Genomic DNA, 21471 nt, shown 5'->3' on the forward strand with positions numbered 1-21471 from the left:
GTAAATTTATGCAGACCAAAAACCCTTGGCAAAATAAAACTTTTTACAAAAAAGACGATATCTTTGGTATGAAGCTAAAAGGATACTAGATGATAAACGCACTTGGTAGCTACCCCTTAAATTTAGAGCAGAATATAAAGGTATCAACCAAAGTTGCCACCAAACAAACAAGCTCAGAGGTTTTAGGCTACAAGGTAGATAAGGATGGCTACTTTACAGATGAGTTTAATAAGCAAGCTGGTATCCCAAGTGATTATAAAATTCACTCAAGCACGTTGGAGTCTTTAGTCAGATCAAACGACATAATGGACCCAGACATCAAGAATTTTAAAAGTATCGATATAGCTAAAACAGTTGGCAACGCTTATAGGTTGCTAGCTCAAGTAGTTGGCGAAGATACACTAAGCTCAAAAGAAAGCTTCAGCGCAGATGATATAAGAAATTTCCCTCAAGGCTTTTCTTATGATCGACAAAGCCTGCAAGTAGATAAAAGATACGCTAGTGCTAGTGAGTATTCTGCGGTAGAAGATAGCTTTGTGCATACGCCAACAAAGACCATAAGCACGCTTTTTTACAATGGCTCTTTGTCTATTGCGGCAGACAAGCAGATACATCCAAAAAATGTAACATACATCTTTAACAACGCAAATGGTGGCAAAGAAAATACGGTCATTGGTATATTTATGGATCCACACGGAGAGAAATACACTAACAAAGATGGATCTATAACCAAAGGCGGTCTCATAGCTGGTGTGCTAAATCACAACCTAGACATATACGAGGGCGAAACCACTGCGATAGGAAAATATGGCGGCTATGATAAAAACATCAACACAAAGGAATTTCAAAGGTCATTTAACGCCTTTAACGCTATGTGGCAAATGGCTTATGGGGTAAATTTCTCAAAAGCAGATGATGGTGCTGTCTCTATGCTGCCTGATTATATGCAAGATTATGTAAGACACAGACAAAGCCTTGATAAATTTAGCGACCAAGAAGACGAACTATCATTTAAAAAGATGATGGAGCATAATCTAAAAATGCTAAAGCTACTCTTTGGCGAGATAGATAAAGATGGTAAGAAGAGTAAAGACTTTATGGATAGCTTTTTGAAATTTAGTATGTCACCTTTAAATTTAATAAAAGAGCTAAATGAAAACCCAGCTGGAAAATATCTAGTAGATATGCTCGGCATAAAAAGAGACGTTGATATAAAGGCGTAAATTTAAAAGAAACTAAGGATAGTAAAATGCAAATTTCTAATAATCTTTCAACCCCTAACTATCTCTCAAGAGAGAACATAGCAAGAGAGATGGGCTTTAAATTTAATGATATAAACGAGATACTTAGTAACGATATGGGTCATGGCATGACATTTCCTAAGTATATGAGCCTAGACGATAAAGCTAAAGCAAGGGAATACGACAGATATGATCACTCACTTACTGGCTTCGTAAAAGGTGAAGGAGAGGCGAGAGTAAGCATACTTGGCAAGCTAATGGGCTATGACGACGCTTTTTCAAAAGATAAGATAGATGAGCTAAAGAAATTTATAGATGATAGCGGTGCTTTGGGGCTTGAGAGAGCTTTTGGTGACTCAGAGACTTTATCTGTTAACGAATTTATAAAAAGATATACCAGAAAGCATGGTTTCTCTGACTTTACCTTTGGCGGAACAAAAACAGCCGAGTTACTTGATAGCGATATGAGCGTTGATGAGTTTAAAGCCAATTGGACTAAATTTGCACTAAATGAGCGCTTTGGTTTAGAGCTTGACGAGGAGCTAGCAAAAGAGACTATAAATTCTATCAACGATCTTGAAGCACAAAACGAAGAAGATAAGAAAGAGAAGAAATTTACACCTATACAAGTTACTAAAAAATCTCAAACCTATAAGCTTGAAGCTGATGAGAGATTTAAGGAGCTTTATAAATTTATAAAGAGTGAATTTGATAATGGCAAGAGCATGTTTGAAATTTTAGAAAAAGTGGCAAAGCTTAAAGTGGATAAAACAGCATAAGGGGGAGCTGAAATGTTTATTACTACCTACAATGGATCAATGCAATATAAAGAAATTTTAGATGACTACATAGCTCACGGTAATAAAAATTTATCTGCAGAAGATGAGAAAGCTAAAGTTGATGCTTATATGCAAGGACCATTTGGTGCTGGACTAGATAAGATAATCGGTATAGAAGAAGGAACGGAAGGCTGGATAACAAAAACCATAGATAAAATAGATAGTATGCTATCAAACAAATACTCTCCAGAAGAGCGAAGAGCTCTATACGGAAAATACCCAGAAACCATAGAAAAAGCGATAGATTGGGAACTTCAAGGCTATATGGATTTTCTGAGGGATAACTCTATAGACGGCAAACCAACAATAGAAGGTAAGATGATAGGTCTTGGCACAAAAGAAGAGGAGGCTGACCTAAGAGCCTTTATGGATAGCATGTCTTCTCTTTATCAAAACTATAACGATGAATCTCTTAACCTTTTAAAAAGGACTGATCTAAGCATAGATGAATTTAAAACATTATTTGCCAAAGCAAGAGAAAAAGCTACAAAGGATGTTGAAGAACAAAGAAAGCAGATAATCAAAGAAGAACAAGAATACAATGCAAATTTCGCTAAAGAGCAAAATGAGAAGAAATTTAAACCTATGCAGGTTAAAAAGAAGTATGAGACCTATGATATAAACAAGGATCAGAAATTTCTCTATGCAAGAGAGCTTTTAAATTTCAAAGAAAAAAGAGGCATAGACGTCTTAGAGCTTATGCAAAAGATAGACAAGAAGCAAATTTTAAATAAGATGGCTTAAATTTAAAGGATATTAGATGATAAACGCACTTAGTAGCTACCCCTTAAATTTAGAGCAGAACATAAAGGTATCAACCAAAGTTGCCACTAAACAAACGAGCTCTGAGGTTTTAGGCTACAAGGTAGATAAGGATGGCTACTTTACAGATGAGTTTAATAAGCAAGCTGGCATCCCAAGTGACTATAAAATTCACTCAAGCACGCTGGAGTCGTTAGTCAATGTTGCAGAGGGAACTTCATTTTTTAGTCGCACCTTTAAAAGCATAGATATAGCAAAGACTGCTGGCAATGCTTATAAAATACTCTCACAAGTAGTTGGCGAAGACACGCTAAATTCAAAAGATAGCTTTAGCTTAGATGAGATAAGAAATTTCCCTCAAGGCTTTGAGTATAATCGCCAAAGTATGCAAGTAACCAAGATACATAACTCCATTCATGACTTTGATGCAGCTGCTTCTAGCTTTAACTACAAAGAGTCAAACAAGCAGATGATAAGCACGCTCTTTTTCAACCCAAGCTTTAATGGCGGAGATGGCAGGCAACCACTAAAGCCAACAACAGATATCTTTAACAACAACAATGGCGGCAAGGAGAGCGTGGGAAGTGGTGTTTTTATCGATCCACACGGCGAAAGATACACTAATAAAGATGGCTCTATAACCAAAGGCGGACTTTTAGCAGCCGTCATAAATAGCAACCTTGATATTAAAGAAGGTGAAACTACCGTTTTTGGAAAGAAGCAAGGCTTTGATAAGAGCGTAGATAGTAAAGAATTTAGTAGGGCATTTGAGCTATTTGAGCTTATGGGTGAGATGAAATTTGGAGCAAATTTCAACAAGGCAAGCGACTCTGATCTAGCTGGCATGCCTGAATATATGCAAGAGTATGTTAAGTATAAAAGAGACCTTGTCTATGTAGATCTAACGACTGGGTTTGTCGGTAAGTATTCAGATGAAGAAGACGAACTCTCATTTAAAAAGATGATGGAGCATAATCTAAAAATGCTAAAGCTACTCTTTGGTGAGATAGACAAAGATGGTAAAAAGAGCAAAGACTTTATGGATAGCTTTTTGAAATTTAGCATGCCACCTTTAAATTTAGTAAAAGAGCTAAATGAAAACCCAGCTGGAAAATATCTAGTAGATATGCTTGGCATAAAAAGAGATGTTGATATAAAGGCGTAAGGGGGAGTTAAAATGATAACTAGCATAAACGGACTTAGCAATACACCGATACAAGATAACACTATCCACAAAGAAAATGTAGCCAAAGAAGGCAAGCAAGATAAAAGCGTCATCGAAGAAAAATTTGATTACTCAAAGTATATGTTTAGACCCTGGACTGATAATGTAAAAGAATTTATTGATATAGACCAAAGTAAAGAGGGCTGGATAACAGATACTATAAATCGAATAGATAGTATGCTGTCTGATTACCCCATGAAAGAAAGAAGAGCTTTAGCATCAAAACCTCCAGAAACTATGGAAGAATTTAGAGTCGGAGAGTTACAAAGCTATATGGATTGGCTACTTACCAACTCTGTTGATGGCAAGCCAACCATGTTAGGAAAATTAATAGGTATCGGCACAAAAGAAGAAGAAGATGAACTAGATGCTTTTATGGAAACTATGTCCTCCCTTTATCCAAATAATAATGACGAGTCGCTTAGTCTTTTAAATAGAACCGATCTAAGCATAGATGAATTTAAGACTTTATTTGCCAAAGCAAGAGAAAAAGCTACAAATGATGTTGCAGAACAAAGAAAACAGATAATCAAAGAAGAACAAGAATACAATGCAAATTTCGCTAAAGAGCAAAATGAGAAGAAATTTAAACCTATGCAGGTTAAAAAGAAGTATGAGACCTATGATATAAACAAGGATCAAAAATTTCTTTATACAAGAGAGCTTTTAAATTTTAAAGAAAAAAGAGGCATAGATGTCTTAGAGCTTATGCAAAAGATAGATAAGAAGCAAATTTTAAATAAGATGGCTTGATAAATAAAAAATAGCTATCTTATTTATTGTATAAAGTAGTGATTGCTTTAAATTTGACCCTCTATATGGTTTTATCCACTTTTTTATTTGCGACTTTTTCTAAAATTTCGAATATACTTTCGCCATTATCAAATTCAGTTTTTATAAATTTGTAAAATTCTTTAAATTTTTCATCGGCTTGCATATCATAAGTTTTAAATTTCTTAGTTACTTGCATAGGCTTAAAGGTTTCTTGTTTTTGCGTGTCAGTTTGATTGTCTTGTTCTTCATGATCGCTTTTTTGATCTATTAGTCCATAATCACCAATCTCTTGTGGCATACTCCTATTTATAACCTTAGAATATTTCTCAATAAATTCATCTACACTTATATTAGACGATTCAAGGAGCTCGCGACCCTCATTACTAAAAGACACACCAAATCTTTCTAAAGTTTGACGTATCTTTTGTCCTTCTAGATCATCATCTGACTTTTTGCCCCAAATGGTTTGTTTGTCATCATTGTTTGATTTAAAAGCTCCAGTAAAGTTTGTGCCATTGCCCATCACTTTCTTATAATTAACTCTACTCGCAAATTCTTCTCCTTCAAATAGTGAGTTGTTATTTAGATTTGGCGAATAGGCTATATTATTAAGCATTGTTAAGGTCTCGCTTTGTTTAGATATTCCAGTATCTCTTTCATAGGTTTTAATTCTTTTTTATGGTATTAATTTGCATTAGAGCATCTTGCTACCACCTATCCAGCAATGCTGTTTTATACACTAACACATATTCAGCTAAAGAATATAAATTCAACCTACTTAGGTTTAATGCTTTTATGGGCTAGAATATAATCAATAACTAAATCGACCTTTCAACAATTTAGTTTATATATGACTTATCCCTACACAAAAGTCTTACTGATAGAACTTATCCTCTCACTCCAAGAATTTGCTAGAGAATTTATATCCTCGCTAGTTGGTTTAAATTTCTCATATTCGTTTGAAGCAACACTTTCTGCACTAGTGTTCTTTGATCTTGCATACATTAAAAGGGTTAGCTCTTTAAGTCTTTCTTTTATGAGTGCTTTTATACTCTCACTATCTTTACCCACTCTTTCAAAATCCACAAAATACTCTTTATGCTCTCCAGTGCTTGAGATATCATTTAAGGCAGCACTGCTTAGCTTAGTCTTTGCACTATCACTTGGTAGTGGTCTAGAACTACGCAAAAATCCCATGAAAAGAGCTTCTTTGCTATAACCTTCATCTGCTTGATATACAGACATATCAGGGTTAAAGCTAAACTCATCACCTGCTTCGCTCATCGTAAAATCAACCTCTTTTACTATGAGCCTAACTCCTGCACTTGAAAGCTCTTTACTTAGAGACTTAGCGCTATTTAGCTCATCGCTGCTAGAGTAGATGTTTGAGATAGTAGAGTTTGATAGATCTTTTAGCAAGTATCCTTTGGCATCATAGCGAGTGCCTTTTGTGCTATAACCTTTTGGTAGTTTGCCTATATCTGCAAGGGTGTAGCTCTTTTTATCATCGCCTAAAGCAGAGGTCATTTGATCAAATAGTCTGTAGTAGTGCTTTATGGTGTCAGCCATATCGATGTTGTCAAAGATCTTTATCTGCTCGTCCTTGCTCTTGATGCGGTTTAGCACATGGTTACGCTCGGCAAATCTACTAAGCTCATCAAGCGTGCTTTTGTGAATTTTAAAGTCCTGTGGCAAGCCTGCAGCTTTGTTAAAGTCAGCTCCCATAAAACCAGCTTTATCCACTGTGTAGCCATAAGCTTGAAGGTCACTGAAATTTAAAGAGATGAGGCTGTTTTGAGAGGGAATAGTATAAGTAAATTTAGCTGGCTCTTGGAGTAATAGAATTAAGGAGAACACTTAATCACTATATTAGTGAAATATGTACTTCTTAATTCTTTTTTATTTAAGAAACTAAGAGAAAGGGGGTAAAAATGAGGAATTATGAAAAGATAACAGCACTCTATGAGAGATTAAGTCGTGATGATGAACTTCAAGGAGAAAGCAATTCTATTGTAAATCAAAAGAAAATCCTTGAAGAATATGCAGGTAAAAATAATTTAAGCAACATCATACATTTTACAAATGATGGAATAAGCGGAACACAGTTTGATAGACCGGGCTTTATGGCAATGATGAACGGAGTTAATCAAGGTAATATAATAGGTTGTATAATCGTAAAAGATATGAGTAGACTTGGCAGAGACTATCTTAAAGTCGGTCAATGTATGAAAATCTTAAGACAAAAGGGAGTTAGGCTCATTGCTATCAATGATAATGTAGATAGCTTTTATAGAGAAGATGATTTTACCCCTTTTAGAAATATTATGAATGAATGGTATACAAGAGATACTTCAAGAAAAATACAATCTACATTCAGGTCAAAGGGGGAAAGCGGAAAGCATACGGCAAGCTCTCCACCTTATGGATATATCAAAGATGAAAAAGACAAAGATAAGTGGATTGTAGATGAAAAAGCAGCGGAGATAGTAAGGAGAATATTCAATCTGACCATGCAAGGCAATGGTCCGTATCGAATAGCAAAGATATTGGAAAGTGAAAAAGTAGATATACCTGCTTACCATCAGCAAAAATTAGGATATGGACTACATCAAAGCAAAGTGTTTGAACATCCTTATCGTTGGTGCAGTTCTACAATTGTAAGTATCTTAAAGAAACAGGAATATTTAGGTCATACTGTAAACTTCAAAACAAGAAAGCATTTCAAGGATAAGAAAAGCAAATATGTATCTGAAGAAAACTGGCTGATATTTGAAAATACCCACGAGGCAATTATAGACCAAGAAACCTTTGATAATGTGCAAAGGATAAGAGGAAATGTAAAAAGGTATCCCGATGGTTGGGGAGAATATCACCCTTTAACTGGGCCTTATGTATTATGCAGATTGTGGCAGTAAAATGTATGTTCATAGAACAAGTAATTACAAAAATATTCCCTACTACACTTGCAGTGCTTACACGAAAGTACCCTGTGGAACGTTTTGTCCATCTACTCACAGGATAAAAGCGGAAGCAGTCTTAAACCTTATACAGGAAACCTTAAAAGACATTAAAAAATATCTTGATGAAGATCACGAAGCCTTTATCCGTTCCATTTAAAATGAAATGGAAGAAAAGGAAAAAGTAGAGATAGAAAAGACAAAAATAAGATTAATGGAAAGTAAAAACAGGCTTCAGGAACTTGAACGATTGATGTGCCGTATTTACGAAGATATGATACTTGAAAAAATACCAAGTAATAGATATGAGATACTTAACAGTCAATATGAAACAGAGCAAATAGCTTTAAGCAAAGAAATTAAAGACTTAGAGTTTGCAATATTAAGATATGAAAAAGAAACAGATAAGGCGAAAAAGTTTATATCTCTAATAAGCCGATATGAAAATTTTGATGAACTTACAACTACAATGATAAATGAGTTTGTAGAAAAGATTATTGTTCATGAAAGGAATAGAAAAAGTAGTCAAACATCAAAGCAAAAAAATAGAGATATATTTTAATTTTATCGGTAACTATGAGCCACCAAAAGAAGAATTGACTGAAGAAGAAGAAAGATTAAAAATTGAGGAAGAAGAGAGAAAAATCAAGGAAAGAAAAGATAGACTTCATCAAAACTACTTAAAGCGTAAAGTAAATGGAAAACAACAGGAATATGAGGAAAGGTATAAGGCAAGGAGAGAACAGAGAAAACAAGAAAAATTAAAGGTTCTGAAAAGGGCAGGTATACAAGTTAATAAGTTAGAAAAAAGAGATTGAAGTTAGTTAATCTCTTTTTTAGTACAGGTATCAAGTATATCAATTATGTTATTTGCAATTGCATGGATAACAGTAACGGCAACAGAATTACCAAACTGTTTGTAACTTTGAGTATCACTTACAGGAATGATATAGTTTTCGGGGAAGCCTTGAAGTCTTGCAGCTTCACGAGGTGTTAGTTTTCGTGGATTTTTTCCTTTTTGCTCAATAAGTATTTCACTCCCGTCTTTATAATATCTTGCAGATAATGTATTTGTATAAGGACTGTTTTCATTGAACAATGTGTAACCAAATCCATTTCCTTTTATTTTATGTTCTTTCTTTCGTCGTTGATGACCTTGCCAAAGTGCATTTGAAATGGTGTATTTAGTATCAACATTTTGCTCTAAAATATTTCCCACAGAAACATCTGGGCAGGGAGGAATTGGAAAAGAAAAATCTTTATAGTTATCTATTTTATCCTTATCAAATCCAACAATGTAAATACGCTCTCTATTTTGTGGAACACCGAAGTCTTTTGCTTTAAGTATAATAGAATGAACATCGTAGTTTAAATCCTTTAATGTTTTTTCTATTGTTTTATAGGTACGACCTTTATCGTGAGATTTTAGGTTTTTGACATTTTCAAGAAGAAATGCCTTAGGTCGTTTCTCTTTAATAATTCTTGCAATTTCAAAAAATAATGTTCCACGAGTATCTTCAAAACCAAGCTTTTTACCGGCTTGACTAAATGCTTGACAAGGAAAACCACCGACAATAATATCATGATTAGGAATATCTTTTTCAGATATTTTTGTAATATCTCCAAAAGGAGTTTCACCAAAATTTGCCTTATATGTTTTTACTGCAAATTTATCAATTTCACTACTGAATACGACATTTGTTTTACCTGTTTGGTAAAATCCAAGCCTTGTACCACCAATTCCGGCAAATAAATCAATGATTTTATAGGGGGCATTTTCATTATTGGGGAAAGGTACTTTTTCAGGAAATGATAAAATATGTTTCAGCTCAATGGACGATGGCTGACTTTCTCCATTTTCCCATCTGCGAATTGTCCTATCTCCGAATTTGGACATACCAACAGCATCAGCTAATTCTTTTTGAGTCATTTGTAATCTGATACGCTTATTTTTTATTAAAATAGCAGGGGAATTATCTATGACTTGTGGTATAATATTCATATATATTCTCCTTTTTATATATGTTATTTCAAGTTTATATTTATATATGTTATTTCAAGGACTAACTGTCCTCTATTTGACACTATTGTACCATATAGAAGAAAATTTTTCAAGAAAGGAAAAGAGTTATGGCAAATATTTCTCTTGATGAATATAAAAACTTAGTTAAAGAAAAAAGGAAAGAAGGCTTTAAACAGCCTTATGACTTAGTTTATGATAATTTTATTACATTAGGATACGACAAAGCCCCTAAAGAATTCTTTTTAAGTAATGCAAGTGAAGTTGTTGAAAAACTTAGAAATAGCTGTTGGAGTGAATTTCAGCCATTAGAAAAAGACTTTACTTCAAAAATGCTAAAAGAGTTAGTTGATGATGAGTATATCAAAACTCTTACACCAATAGAGGCAATTACTTGGTTTGTGGAAGAATTTCCGGAACATATATATGCTTTGACTTTGTCAAATACTCAAAGTAGGAGGAGTAGAGCAGGTAAAGAATTTGAAAGTATTATAGAACTCATTTTGATTGGTGCAGGGATTCCACTTGACAGTCAAGGTAATATAGGTAAACAAGAGTTTGTCAATAAAGGTCTTGGTAAATTGGTAGATTTAGTTTCTCCGGGTGTTTTAGAATACATTGTAAATAAGAGAAATACTGTCTTAATTAGTGCAAAAACCACATTAAGAGAAAGATGGCAAGAAGTACCTGAAGAAATGGGAAGAACAGGTGCAAGAGAAATGTTTTTAGCAACTCTTGATACTTCTATTAGCTCTGATGTATTGAACACTCTATATGAGGCTAATATACAAGTTACAACAACAAAAAATATAAAAGAAACATATTATTCCGATAATGAAAGGGTATTAACCTTTGAAAAGTTGGTTGAAATATGTTTAGACAATGTTTCTCATTGGAAAAATTTCAACTACACAGTAGAACAAAATGAGCAAATGATAGAGCTTATCACTAAGCAAATTGAAAAACACCAAAATCATAAATTTGTAGAAGAATATTATGATGAGCGATTAAAAAACATAAAGAAGTAGACAAATTAGAATTTGTCGGTATATCATTAAATCGCATTTTTTCGATTAAACTATGGAATACAAAGGAGCAAATAATCATGAGCGAACAGAGAATCTATTGCATGGACCTTGTAAAAAAAGAGGATCCGGAAAAGGCTGTCAGAACACCGTTTTATCAGACAGAATCTACAGGCGGATCGGTCTGGGTTATCAAACCCGGTCAGACATTGCAAAAGCACTATCACCACAATTCCGACGATATATGGATCGTCCTTCAGGGAGAGGGAATATTCTACCCCCAGCCTAATGAAGAGGTTCCATTCAAGAAAGGCCATGTCATAGTATCGAAGAAAGACTCCTGCCACGGAGCAAAAAATACTGGAGATGAGGATATCATCTTTGTAAGTATAGTAGCACCTGTCCCTTCCGACTATGATCCTATAAACGAGTGACAGGAAAATAAAATTCCCGTTTGACAAAGGATTGTGATTATACTTGAGAAAGAAAAATGTTTATATAACATTGGGATACATAGCTGTATATCTGGTGATATATTGGTGAGAGCAACTTGATTGGTTGGCTATTTACTAATATTTCAACTGGTGAGCATAGTTATTTATATGGTTGGTTGCTCAGTAGTAATCTGTTTTGGTATGCACTTGCGATTTCTGCGCTTCCTTCTCTTTGGGGTAAGTTTAAGTTTTCGGCTGTTACTACGGCGGGATTTATTGTAGGTATTGTAGCAGGCATAATCGTTGAGAAATACAAGAAGTAAGTCAAATTTCAGTTTGTCGAGCTGAATAATACAGATTCAAGACGATAGAAAGTAAAACATCTATCGTCTTTTCTTATGAAAAAAACTTGAAAGGAGATGAAATTTATGGACAATAAAAACAGAATTAGAAAAAGTAAAAGAAAAGATTGAAAGCAAGTAAGAAGAAAAAAAATATGAAAAGAAACTATCTCAGCTTAAAAATCAGGAAAAGAAAATCAGAAAGCAAACGAGCCTTGAAGAAAGAAAAAAGCGAAACCATAGATTGATAGAGCGAGGAGCAATCTTAGAAAGTTTAATTGAGGGAGCAAGCGAGAAAAGTAATGAAGAAATAAAGGCTATTTTGCAAAGAGCATTTCAAAAAGACTAAGAAACGCAAGGACATAGTATAATTGTAATTCCCTTAGATTTTCTAAGGGCGCAATTATACACCCTTTAGGTGTCCTTGCGACCTGCGGTGCTTTTACCCTTGCGGGGAGCAAAGAAAAAAGCCGAAGCATTTTTCCGTATTAAAGGCAAAAGACAACTGAATATAATTCATTCGCTTTTTTATCATCAAGGGTAAAGCACATTCACTATCGCTCACCCTTGACAATAAAAATTTGAAACAGATAGCTTACATTAAGCCGACATACTGAAACAACAAAAGTTAAAAGTATAGTCGGCTTTTTCTATTGTACCGTTTCAAAACGCTCATTCAGTTTATAGAAAAGCAAAAGTATTTTTAAGACCGACATCTAAAACAACAAAAGAAAAATAAGAAGATGACAAATGCCACATTCCCAAAATGGGAGTGTACCTAAATCAAAGACAGTACTAATCAAAGGGGGTAGTGAAACACGACTTCCTTAAAAGATAAAAGGAGTAACGATTTGTTGCTACATTTTCATAACAAAAGATAGGAGAGAAAAATGGCAGATAAAAGGATGTTTTCAATAAAGATAGTGGATAGCGACTTATTTTTGGATATGCCATTAAGTAGCCAATGCCTGTATTTTCATCTATCTATGAGGGCAGATGATGATGACTTAAAAATTCTAATTACAAAAGGTTTTGTAATTGTCTTTTAAAGAGGGGTTATAGTCATTACCTATTGGAAGATAAATAACTACATCAGAAATGACAGACGAAAAGAAACGATGTATCTTGAAGAAAAGCAAAGTATAACGCAAACGGAAAATGGAGCATATATCAAGGTTGAAAATCTTGGTATACCAAATGACAACCAAGTGTCAACCGTTTGTCCACATAGTATAGTTAAGGGTAGATTAGATAAGAGGAGAATAGAACAGGTTGCCCCAGTGTCCCTTTATGGAGAGTATCAAAATATTCATTTAACCGATGAAAAATACCAAAATCTAAAAGATAGGCTGAAAGGTCATACAGATACAATGACTGAAAAGCTATTAAGATATATCAAAAGTAAAGGCACAGACTACAAAGACCACTATGTAACAATCCTTAATTGGTATGAATTGGTATGAACAGGATAAAGAAAAGCTATCACAGAAAAATAATCAAAATAAAAGCCATAGAACCTATTCAACCAACTATGAAGACAGCGACAGCCTATAAAAGGTGTTTTTAAGGGTTTAATCATAAAAGAGGTGTCAGACTATGGTTAAGATAAAAATAAGCCTTAAAAACGCATTATAGAGCCTGATGTAGAAAAGGAGACTAAAATTATGAATGATAAAGAAAATATGATTACTACAAAAATTCAAGGGACAGATTTTATCTACAACAAAGATACTCACTATGAAGAAGACGGACATATCTATTGCAAGATTTGTAATGAAAGAATAGACGGTAAGGTAATTCCGATGTTGGATAAGCCTATGATTATCAGAACGGCTTGTAAATGTGATAGAGATAGAGCTGAACAAGAAAAAACTGTTAAAACAAGATAGGTTGAGACAAAGCTGCTTTATATCCAAAAATCAAATAGCCTACACCTTTAAAAATGCCGATGAAGATACAGATAAGGAAATCATCAAAAAAGCAAAGAACTATGTAAAACATTTTGAAGAAATGAGAAAAGATAATGTTGGACTGTTACTTTACGGAAATGTAGGAAGTGGCAAGACCTATGTAGCTTGTGCTATTGCCAACGCTATAATTACAGAATATAGCCATACAGTAAAAATGAGGAACTTTGCACAGATATTAAACGACTTACAAAAAGGCGGCTTTAATCTTGATAGAAACGAATATATCGAATAGATAACAAGCCCTACCCTACTAATTCTTGATGATTTTGGAATAGAGAGAAATACAGAATATGCCTTAGAGCAAATTTACAATGTAATCAATGCAAGATACCTAAAGGCAAGACCAACCATTATAACTACTAACCTTAATTTCAAAGATATAGAAAAAGAACAGGAAGATATAATGCTTGGCAGGATTTATTCAAGGATAATCGAGATGTGTTTACCTCTTAGGATAACGGGACTTGATAGAAGAAAAATACAGAGCAAAGAAAAGCTGAAGAAAGCACAAAACTTAATAGATGAATGAGAGCGATTGGAAAAGTAAAAAATTCTAATCGCTTTTTAATTGCAAGAAAAGGAATGATGATATGCAAAAAAATAATACAGAAACAAAAACAATAAAGAAGATTGGAAAAACTACCTATGAAGTTGTTGTACATTTTAATAAAAATACTACTGAAACAATGCAAGACAAATTGAAACGCATAATGCTTAGAGAAATTGAGAGTGAAAAACATCAAAAAAATGATAAAAATGATTAGAAAGTCCTTGACAAGTTGTTACAGGTTTGGCTCGCTAATCTTTTCTTTGGTCTTTTGGTTAAAAATATCACTAAAATTTGCAGACCTGCCTTGTTTGTGCTGTTGCTTAGTGTATGAATTTATATTGGTGCTTAAGATGCTAATATCATTCGTGGTTTGCCTCCTAGCTTCTTGCTTTTTAAGTTTTAATTAAAGTAACCATAAAATAATTGACTATCCAAATTTATCAGTCAAAATAAACAAGTGACAAATATGCCAATCACAAAAATTACAAAAATTTACTTTTACTAAGTCATTCTTTGGTGGGACTGATTTAATTCCAGTATGCGCCAAAATTCAATTCAGATATTAGGGCGAGCATACTCTATGTAGCTACAAAATGTTACCATTTGTTGCTCCATAGAGGCTCGCAAGGAGAGCTTGCCGCTCCCTTGACCCACGCTAAAAAATATTTTCTTAATTAAAAATGGCCATGCAGGATAGGCTATTTTTAATAAAATATTAAGTTTACTAAGGGTAGCCATAAGTATAAAAAATAATTAGACTAAATTATTTTTTGTGGTCTGCAAAATATATTTTAGTAGATTTTTAAAATGGCAACGTAACAAATAAGGTTTTTTGGAAGTAATAAATGAGATGGTTTGTCTAATAAACTTAATATAGTCGCTAAATTTAAAACATATCTTCTAGGCTTTGAGTTTTTTCCTTGCATACATCACTTACATGGTGATGTATGCTGGTTTTTTTGGAGTATTCACGCTCCTCTATAAATTCTCTACATATTCTTGTAGCATCTTGTGCTCTATCTGTAAGCTCTCGTATGCTTCTCTCAAATTTTGGAATTTTTCTTCTGAATTTTTTAATTTTTCTTCCAAGCAAGATATTGAACTCTCGTACATATCTCTTTGTTGCTGCAAAGATTCCGTTAAGGCGTCGTTGCAATCTTTGTTCAAGCTCTTGACTTTCTTTATTAGCGCTGTCACATTTGTCCGTAATATCACAAGCTCCTTCTCGCAGTCTTGTTGCAAATTCATTATTTCTAATTCGTGTCTGTTCCTTTCGTCTTCGATCATCTTGGTCAAGCGCTCGTTCTCTTCTAGCAATGCTTTCTCTAATGCTGTCATCCTCTACTCCATTTTCATTAATATAAATTTCCTGCGCTCGTTCTCTGTTATCTCTTCGTCTTTTGGAATTGATATGTAATATTCCCTCTGGGTCTTGTCTGCAGTAGGTTGGCTGTATCTCCATTGTTTTGGTATCGTCCAAGCTACTTCTTCCTTTAATATCATTGCGTGCACTACCCAGCCAATTGCTATTCCCAAAATTAGTGCGGTAGCAACTGATAGCGAGATTATCACCGATCTGTCCTTGTGATGCAAGGATATTGTTTTTTGAAGTTCTTTCGACATATCTTTCTTGATTAAATCTATCTCTTTTAACAATAAGCTCCTCAAGTTTTCGCCTATTTTCTCTGCACTCTGCTTGTGTATTTCTATCATGGAATTCTCTAATTCTTCTGCTTGAGCTTTGGCTGAGTTCTCCAAGTCTTTGAGCACTGGTGAAGTCTGCATCGTATATTCCTCCTTTTAGACGATTTTTTGTTTTTTTAGTAGGCAGTATGATCGTTATGCCTTTTTTGTTGATCCTGGTTATTTCGATACCATTTTGTTTAAGAAGTTCAATCATGTGGTCTCTATTTTTAATATAGCCTTGCTTAACCAGATCGTGCAGCTTTTGGTCTAGCTCTTCTAAATTTTTATAATGATTGATGTTTTTCTTGCTAGACAATATAGTTTGCTCTTTTGCTGGATCATCTGGACTTGATAGTCCATACTCATCGTTAATGATCTTTTTAATTAGATCTATTCTAGTTTGATCATATTTAGCAAAATAAGGATTAAATGACCTATCTGTTTCAAGATCTATCTTAGGGATAAGGAAATTTAACTCAAGCCGTCCATCCTTATCAGAATGCTCTACCCATAATACATTTGTACGTTCAAGCATATATTCACCCAAAAGAGCACGTTCAAAATCCTTAATGATTTTTAGTTTTTGCTCTTCAGTCAAAAAGTCATACTTCTCTTCAAATGATAAAACACCAAAACAGGTCTTTTGTTTATAGGTGATGCCTTTTATAATAGCTCTAGTTAAATTTTCATCACCTTTTATAACTCTTGCTGTTCCAGCAGCTTTTCTCTCATTTAAAAGATAATTTATGCTCCCAAGGCCACCACCAGTATAAGTACGAAGAAATTTAACTAGCATCACTAGTGCCTTTATTTGTATTGATGCAAAGTAAATCAAGCAACATATTATTTACCCAATGCTTCATACACTTTATGTAAGACATCATTATCGTCCGCTATGATCTCAATACCAACTCTATCTAGGCTTTGCCCACTATTTAATTTGGCAGCTATTTGGTTCATGTTTTGTCCATGTCTAGATAGTTCAGCTAAAAGCTCTCTCATAATTGGTGCATAAATCTGCTTAGACAACATAGCTCTTAGGGCAAATTTTGAGAAAGTTAGGCCACTTTCTTGTAATTTATTATTAATCACCAACCATTCTGCATTACTTAGCCTAAGTCTTTTAGTTATGACTTTGGTTACCTTGCGTTTTTTTATCTTTTCAGAACTCACGTAAATTTACTCCTAATCCAAGAAGAAGCCACTCAAAAATCCTATGTCATAAAATTTTTGGCAGACTTGCTCTTTAAATATCTTTTAAGGTTATTTTATAAAATTTCACAGCCTAAAACAAGGAATTCGGTAGGCTTCAGGCCGCTAAAATGCGTGTTTTTTAAAAATACTATGAAATATATAATATAATTTTTGTAGCTTTTAAATTTCTCTTAGAAATTTAGTCTGGTATGAAATTAAGAAAATAAAATAATAAAAATATAGGGGTTGCGCTCATCATAAAAGAGCACTTTAGATAGGACAAGCTAATAACATGAAATTAGTTACTAACAAATCACAGATGACTAAAGTCTAGCTTTATGCTTAGTTAAATTTATCCTTTAGTATCTCGTATACTTCGTTATTCTCTCTTTTGCCGACAACTAGCACCAATACTACGATCTCATCATCTTTTACTTGATAGGCCAAGCGGTAGCCGACATCTCTTAGCTTGATCTTATAGACATCTTCATAGCCTCGTAGCTTGTCTTTGGTAACCTTTGGGTTTTCTAGACGCTCACTTAGCTTCTTTTTAAACTGCACTTTTATGCTATTGTCTAGCTTTTGCCACTCTTTTAAAGCACTTGGCAAGAACTCTAGCTCATAGCTCATCTAAGCTTACTTTTACTGGCTTTTCACCACTTGCTAGAGCAGCATCTACTGCTTTGCTTAGATGATACTCTTCTATTATCTCTTTCATCTTTTCATAGACAGAGCTAGGTACTAGATAGGCGCTAGGGACATTGTGGTTTAGTATGGCTACGACATTATCTCCAGCTTGTTTTAAAATTTGAGCTGGAGACTTTTTTAGCTCGCTTATGCTAGCTGTGAAATTTGCTTGTATGGTTTGCATTTTTATCCTTTATTTAATACCTAAAATAATACTAAATAAGATATAAAGATAGTCTTAAAAGTTTATGCTTTGAAATTTACTCCTATTCATTATCATACGATACCATCTCTACTTTAGCCTTTAGTGTGTTTGCATTAATAGGTTTAGCATAGGTGTTTAGCAAAATTTTATACTGCTTTTCATGTCCTACTATCTGGGCTATAAGATTTGCTTCTACCTCGCGTTGCACTAGATAGTCTATAAAGTAGTGTCTAAAAGAGTAGAAGGTCTTTTTAGAGTCTTTGTCTATAAACTTTCTTTGGATCTGGCTTCTAAAAATTTCAGAGAAGTCCTTATTGCTTACCTTAAATATATTTCCGCTTTTCTTGCTATTAACATATTCTAGCAGGCCTAGATCTATGAGCTTACTATGGATAGGCACAAACCTAATGCTATTTTTGGTCTTGGTAGTTTTACCATCATTTGTGTTTATGTTAAAGCAGTAAATTCCATCTTTTAAGACTATATCTTCTTTATGAAGTTGTGTGATCTCTTTTATCCTCATGCCACTATAAGCAGCTATCATTGTGACGTAGTAGAGCTCACTAGCCTCTATCCTTGAACTTGGAGATTTTCCGCTTTGTTTGATGTTGGTTACTATGTCAAAGATTTTCCTAGCTTCTGATACATCGTATGGAAGCACTGCCCTCTCGCTAGGGTCTACGTCTATCTTGACGTTCATTTTTGCAGTTATGCTTTTACCTATATAGCCACTATCAAAGCAGTAGTTAAAAAACTGAATAACCCTTATCATATATTTTTGAATAGTAGGTTCAGAGAGTTTATCGTCCTTTTCTCCCAGCTTAAGTATCTGAGATAAACTTTTATCTTTATACCTACTCTTTTGAGCTAGCTTGGTTGGAATTTTATAAAGAAGATCTCTAAATTCAAGCAAGTTATCTCTCGTGATCCTATAAACTGGCGTATCTTCGTTAAAGTATAAAAATAAGAGCTTTTTTACGCCAGTAACTAATCTTTGCGTATCTGGCGACCACTTATCAGCTCTTTTAGTGTTTGTCTCAAATATCTCGAATGCATCCTTTAAGCTCTTTTGATCTTCTAAATTTAAAGCTGAGAATTGATTGCTAGAGCCAGATGTCGCTTGCAGTACTTGCCTGATCTCATACTCTTTGGTTATTTTGGCGCTAGGATTAAAAATACTAAAGCTACTATCGTCATCTAATTTTATCTTGATATTTTTTGGTGGATTTGGATCCAATATGATATCTTCCATGCTTCTATGGCTATTCTTTGTTCTTACTAGCTTTAAATTTGAAGTTGAGCCATACTTTTGATCTAGTATGGCATAAACCGTCTCGCTAATCCTCTGAGCCATAGCCTTAAGCTGCCCATCAGTAATGGGCAAACAACCACTATCTTCAAGCTCTTTTATATTTTCTTGGAATGAAGCTATGTCCTTAGCGTCAAACGAACTAGGTTTGGCATGTTTGGCTAAGTTATCACTAGAATCATCTTCAAGGAAACAGTGCTCACGCTTGTCATCAAAGAGCACACTGCTCTTCTCAAGCTTTGATACAAGATAGTTAAGTGTTAGTATGTTTTTCTCTAAAAGAGTTTGCCCTATGTTCTCTTTATTCTTGCTACCAAGAGCGCCAGCAGTGTTAGTGATATTACTTATATCCTTAATTAAAATTTGAGGCAGACCGCCATCTATCAAACTTTGTTTAAAGTAGTCATTGAGCGCATTTAGAAATTCTACATCCATCTTCTTATTAAGAAGAGAGTGCTCTTTGATGCTCTTACTAAGCTTTACTTTCATAAACGAATTTACAAAAGATTGGATTATGCTATCACCAAGATTCATGTGAACCGCCCTTTTTATCAAGTAAAGATTGTTGTCTAGAATTTTAGCCCTTTTTCTGGCTTTTTCCAAGAGATTAGTGGATGTGGAGAAGCAAATTTCTCGCTTTTCGTTAAAAAATTTTCTAATGCTTGGAGCAAGTGTGACTCGGTAGTAATATATACCGTTTCGCTCCCTTAAGTGTTGTCCCATATTTAATAGCCAACCGGTCAAAAATGGAACAGTTTTATGTAACTACTAAGTAAAAATCGTCTAAAGTGCGTATTTCAGGCTTTCAGGAGCTCATATAAAAAATCCTCATAAGCCGGAGGTCGGGAGTTCAAGTCTCCCCCGTGACACCATAAATACCTAAACTACGATGTTTCTACAATATTATATTGCAGTTACCTTTCATTAAATATAGCTTAATGTTTGTAGCAAAACAAAATTTTATGTAGCAAATTTTTAAGCTTGCAGTAATTTTAACACGTTTTTTGTAAAATTTTAAAAACAAGTAAAATTTTTTAACGAATCATCTACTATGATATAATCTGCCACTCTACTGGGTTAAATTTTTACCATAACTTAAATAAAATGAGTATAGATGTGTAGTAAAAATGGCGTTTATAGCTATTGAATATGGGCTAAAAAATATTTTTGATGATTATGATTTATTCATATTTCCTAGCAATAAAACACAAAATAGAGATAGGCTGCATAAGCATCACGAGATCCTGCGCGTGGTCAAATACCGGCTCACATTTATTAAAGGCTCAAGATAAGTTAAAAACTTTCAAAGGAGTTTTAACTATGATCCTGCCGATGAAAAATAAGTATATAGCCCGTTCCCGAATTTCGCAGAAGAAATTTAGAGAAATTCTCAAGTATTTTGCAGAGGATATAGAGGCTACTAAAATAGCAAATTTAACCGGGATTTCTAGAATTTCCATCAATAAAATTCTAAAAAATATCAGAATTTTAATGGCTAGCGAGTGTGAAAAAATAAGTAAGTTTTCAGGTGAGATAGAGATTGACGAAAGTTACTTCGGAGCTAAAAGAGTAAGAGGTAAGAGAGGTAGAGGAGTAGCAAATAAAACTCCGGTATTCGGTATGCTTAAAAGAGATGGCAAAGTCTATACCCAAATAGTTAAAAACTGCTCTGCTAGTGAACTAATACCAATACTATCGCAATATAGCGAGCTTGATAGCTCTACTATATACTCTGATTGTTGGAAAGCTTATGATGGATTAGTAGATTATGGAGCTAAAGCTCATTATAGAGTAAAGCATTCAAAGAATGAATTTGCTAATGGTAAAAACCATATAAACGGCATTGAGAATTTCTGGGGATATGCTAAACATAGACTAGCTAAATTTAAAGGCATCAAGAAAGAGAATTTTTTACTTCATCTAAAGGAGTATGAATTTAGATATAATACTAAAACTACACAGGAAAACTTATATCAGAAACTGTTGAAATTGATAAGAGAGAATCCGCTTAACTTATCTTGAGCCTTATAAAAATAAAAGATTCAAAATATCTAAAGGCAAAATTTGAGAATTTGCTTGGAGAGTATTTGGTACGCAATTGATGATTATGTAATAATTTTTTATTTGGTAATTTAAAAATGTATGTGTTATTAATAATATTTTTATTTTTATACTCAAAAAAAAGTCACTTTTGGTCTGTAATTTTAAGATATTTGTTTCGATTCCTCATATAAATACAAGCATTAAGTAAT

The 21471-nt window shown here is 33.9% G+C and carries 18 protein-coding genes and 3 pseudogenes; 13 read left to right on the forward strand and 8 right to left on the reverse strand.

The genetic code is table 11. The annotated features are described in order from the left end of the window. The first annotated feature begins 89 nt into the window (after positions 1 to 89). Genes CVT05_RS04570 through CVT05_RS04590 form a run of 5 tightly spaced genes read left to right on the forward strand, consistent with a single transcriptional unit; the run spans position 90 to position 4820 of the window. Complete coding sequence (locus CVT05_RS04570) at positions 90 to 1223, forward strand: Cj0814 family flagellar-dependent secreted protein (RefSeq protein ID WP_054195880.1); 1134 nt, start codon at positions 90 to 92, stop codon at positions 1221 to 1223. Positions 1224 to 1249: 26 nt separating this feature from the next. Further along, entirely contained in the window at positions 1250 to 2020 is a 771-nt protein-coding gene (locus CVT05_RS09480; RefSeq protein WP_069174572.1) for a hypothetical protein, read from the forward strand. 12 nt (positions 2021 to 2032) lie between these two features. Further along, the gene (locus CVT05_RS04580) at positions 2033 to 2824 is read left to right on the forward strand and encodes a cell surface protein (RefSeq protein ID WP_413784138.1); all 792 of its coding nucleotides are present in this window, start codon (positions 2033 to 2035) and stop codon (positions 2822 to 2824) included. A gap of 16 nt (positions 2825 to 2840) precedes the next feature. Beyond that, on the forward strand, positions 2841 to 4007 hold the full coding sequence (locus tag CVT05_RS04585; protein ID WP_103573290.1) for a Cj0814 family flagellar-dependent secreted protein: 1167 nt from the start codon (positions 2841 to 2843) through the stop codon (positions 4005 to 4007). 12 nt (positions 4008 to 4019) lie between these two features. Continuing rightward, positions 4020 to 4820: a cell surface protein gene (locus tag CVT05_RS04590; protein WP_103573289.1), complete on the forward strand. Its 801-nt coding sequence runs from the start codon at positions 4020 to 4022 to the stop codon at positions 4818 to 4820. 61 nt (positions 4821 to 4881) lie between these two features. Here the strand turns inward: CVT05_RS04590 and CVT05_RS09485 are convergent, their stop codons facing one another. Together CVT05_RS09485 and CVT05_RS04600 are read right to left on the reverse strand one after the other, a co-directional pair. After that, the gene (locus CVT05_RS09485; RefSeq protein ID WP_234400545.1) at positions 4882 to 5457 is read right to left on the reverse strand and encodes a hypothetical protein; all 576 of its coding nucleotides are present in this window, start codon (positions 5455 to 5457) and stop codon (positions 4882 to 4884) included. A 245-nt stretch (positions 5458 to 5702) separates the two neighbouring features. Continuing rightward, positions 5703 to 6698 carry a Cj0814 family flagellar-dependent secreted protein gene (locus tag CVT05_RS04600; RefSeq protein ID WP_234400546.1) on the reverse strand — a complete coding sequence of 332 codons (996 nt, stop codon included), beginning with the start codon at positions 6696 to 6698 and terminating at the stop codon, positions 5703 to 5705. Between the two features lie 74 nt (positions 6699 to 6772). Between CVT05_RS04600 and CVT05_RS09330 the strand changes: the two are divergent. Next, positions 6773 to 8616, forward strand: a pseudogene (locus CVT05_RS09330) (DUF4368 domain-containing protein). Positions 8617 to 8618: 2 nt separating this feature from the next. Here CVT05_RS09330 and dcm read toward each other — a convergent pair. Continuing rightward, complete coding sequence (gene dcm, locus CVT05_RS04620; protein ID WP_009295469.1) at positions 8619 to 9800, reverse strand: DNA (cytosine-5-)-methyltransferase; 1182 nt, start codon at positions 9798 to 9800, stop codon at positions 8619 to 8621. Positions 9801 to 9928: 128 nt separating this feature from the next. Between dcm and CVT05_RS04625 the strand changes: the two genes are divergently transcribed. The 6 genes and pseudogenes from CVT05_RS04625 (at position 9929) to CVT05_RS04665 (ending at position 14352) form a co-directional block, all read left to right on the forward strand. Further along, on the forward strand, positions 9929 to 10846 hold the full coding sequence (locus CVT05_RS04625) for a type II restriction endonuclease (protein WP_009295468.1): 918 nt from the start codon (positions 9929 to 9931) through the stop codon (positions 10844 to 10846). Positions 10847 to 10923: 77 nt separating this feature from the next. After that, complete coding sequence (locus tag CVT05_RS04630; protein WP_009295467.1) at positions 10924 to 11277, forward strand: cupin domain-containing protein; 354 nt, start codon at positions 10924 to 10926, stop codon at positions 11275 to 11277. 501 nt (positions 11278 to 11778) lie between these two features. Then, positions 11779 to 11967, forward strand: a pseudogene (locus tag CVT05_RS09490) (DUF3847 domain-containing protein); the annotation flags it as partial. A gap of 769 nt (positions 11968 to 12736) precedes the next feature. Beyond that, a complete protein-coding gene (locus CVT05_RS09335; protein WP_009295465.1) occupies positions 12737 to 13081 on the forward strand; it encodes a hypothetical protein in 345 nt (114 codons plus the stop codon). A 219-nt stretch (positions 13082 to 13300) separates the two neighbouring features. Continuing rightward, positions 13301 to 14117 (forward strand): annotated as a pseudogene (locus CVT05_RS09685) (ATP-binding protein). Positions 14118 to 14178: 61 nt separating this feature from the next. Beyond that, positions 14179 to 14352 carry a transposon-encoded TnpW family protein gene (locus CVT05_RS04665; RefSeq protein WP_009295461.1) on the forward strand — a complete coding sequence of 58 codons (174 nt, stop codon included), beginning with the start codon at positions 14179 to 14181 and terminating at the stop codon, positions 14350 to 14352. 672 nt (positions 14353 to 15024) lie between these two features. Here the strand turns inward: CVT05_RS04665 and CVT05_RS04670 are convergent. The 5 genes from CVT05_RS04670 to CVT05_RS04690 all read right to left on the reverse strand — a co-directional run bounded on the left by CVT05_RS04670 (position 15025) and on the right by CVT05_RS04690 (position 19942). Next, positions 15025 to 16620, reverse strand: a complete 1596-nt coding sequence (locus CVT05_RS04670; protein ID WP_072595323.1) for a relaxase/mobilization nuclease domain-containing protein — start codon at positions 16618 to 16620, stop codon at positions 15025 to 15027. A 47-nt stretch (positions 16621 to 16667) separates the two neighbouring features. Then, entirely contained in the window at positions 16668 to 16997 is a 330-nt protein-coding gene (locus CVT05_RS04675) for a plasmid mobilization protein (RefSeq protein WP_051282759.1), read from the reverse strand. 363 nt (positions 16998 to 17360) lie between these two features. Next, positions 17361 to 17648, reverse strand: a complete 288-nt coding sequence (locus tag CVT05_RS04680) for a type II toxin-antitoxin system RelE family toxin (protein WP_107697971.1) — start codon at positions 17646 to 17648, stop codon at positions 17361 to 17363. Continuing rightward, a complete protein-coding gene (locus CVT05_RS04685; RefSeq protein WP_054195888.1) occupies positions 17638 to 17889 on the reverse strand; it encodes a type II toxin-antitoxin system Phd/YefM family antitoxin in 252 nt (83 codons plus the stop codon). The genes CVT05_RS04680 and CVT05_RS04685 overlap by 11 nt, the downstream gene beginning before the upstream one ends. Positions 17890 to 17971: 82 nt before the next feature. After that, positions 17972 to 19942: a site-specific integrase gene (locus CVT05_RS04690; RefSeq protein ID WP_234400547.1), complete on the reverse strand. Its 1971-nt coding sequence runs from the start codon at positions 19940 to 19942 to the stop codon at positions 17972 to 17974. A gap of 597 nt (positions 19943 to 20539) precedes the next feature. On the opposite strand from CVT05_RS04690, the gene CVT05_RS04695 reads away from it, so the two are divergent. Further along, complete coding sequence (locus tag CVT05_RS04695) at positions 20540 to 21241, forward strand: IS1595 family transposase (RefSeq protein ID WP_107697972.1); 702 nt, start codon at positions 20540 to 20542, stop codon at positions 21239 to 21241. The last annotated feature ends 230 nt before the right edge of the window (positions 21242 to 21471 follow it).

The sequence above is a fragment of the Campylobacter concisus genome, assembly GCF_003049705.1.
In the GTDB taxonomy this organism is placed as follows: domain Bacteria; phylum Campylobacterota; class Campylobacteria; order Campylobacterales; family Campylobacteraceae; genus Campylobacter_A; species Campylobacter_A concisus_AR.

Bases quoted from the DNA above. Each gene is read 5' to 3' on its own strand.
- CVT05_RS04685 (WP_054195888.1), bottom strand. From the start codon at position 17,889: ATGCAAACCATACAAGCAAATTTCACAGCTAGCATAAGCGAGCTAAAA.
- CVT05_RS04570 (WP_054195880.1), top strand. From the start codon at position 90: ATGATAAACGCACTTGGTAGCTACCCCTTAAATTTAGAGCAGAATATA.
- CVT05_RS09485 (WP_234400545.1), bottom strand. From the start codon at position 5,457: ATGCTTAATAATATAGCCTATTCGCCAAATCTAAATAACAACTCACTA.
- dcm (WP_009295469.1), bottom strand. From the start codon at position 9,800: ATGAATATTATACCACAAGTCATAGATAATTCCCCTGCTATTTTAATA.
- CVT05_RS04585 (WP_103573290.1), top strand. From the start codon at position 2,841: ATGATAAACGCACTTAGTAGCTACCCCTTAAATTTAGAGCAGAACATA.
- CVT05_RS04695 (WP_107697972.1), top strand. From the start codon at position 20,540: ATGATCCTGCCGATGAAAAATAAGTATATAGCCCGTTCCCGAATTTCG.
- CVT05_RS04580 (WP_413784138.1), top strand. From the start codon at position 2,033: ATGTTTATTACTACCTACAATGGATCAATGCAATATAAAGAAATTTTA.
- CVT05_RS04680 (WP_107697971.1), bottom strand. From the start codon at position 17,648: ATGAGCTATGAGCTAGAGTTCTTGCCAAGTGCTTTAAAAGAGTGGCAA.
- CVT05_RS04630 (WP_009295467.1), top strand. From the start codon at position 10,924: ATGAGCGAACAGAGAATCTATTGCATGGACCTTGTAAAAAAAGAGGAT.
- CVT05_RS04625 (WP_009295468.1), top strand. From the start codon at position 9,929: ATGGCAAATATTTCTCTTGATGAATATAAAAACTTAGTTAAAGAAAAA.
- CVT05_RS04690 (WP_234400547.1), bottom strand. From the start codon at position 19,942: ATGGGACAACACTTAAGGGAGCGAAACGGTATATATTACTACCGAGTC.
- CVT05_RS04670 (WP_072595323.1), bottom strand. From the start codon at position 16,620: ATGCTAGTTAAATTTCTTCGTACTTATACTGGTGGTGGCCTTGGGAGC.
- CVT05_RS09335 (WP_009295465.1), top strand. From the start codon at position 12,737: ATGTATCTTGAAGAAAAGCAAAGTATAACGCAAACGGAAAATGGAGCA.
- CVT05_RS04590 (WP_103573289.1), top strand. From the start codon at position 4,020: ATGATAACTAGCATAAACGGACTTAGCAATACACCGATACAAGATAAC.
- CVT05_RS09480 (WP_069174572.1), top strand. From the start codon at position 1,250: ATGCAAATTTCTAATAATCTTTCAACCCCTAACTATCTCTCAAGAGAG.
- CVT05_RS04665 (WP_009295461.1), top strand. From the start codon at position 14,179: ATGCAAAAAAATAATACAGAAACAAAAACAATAAAGAAGATTGGAAAA.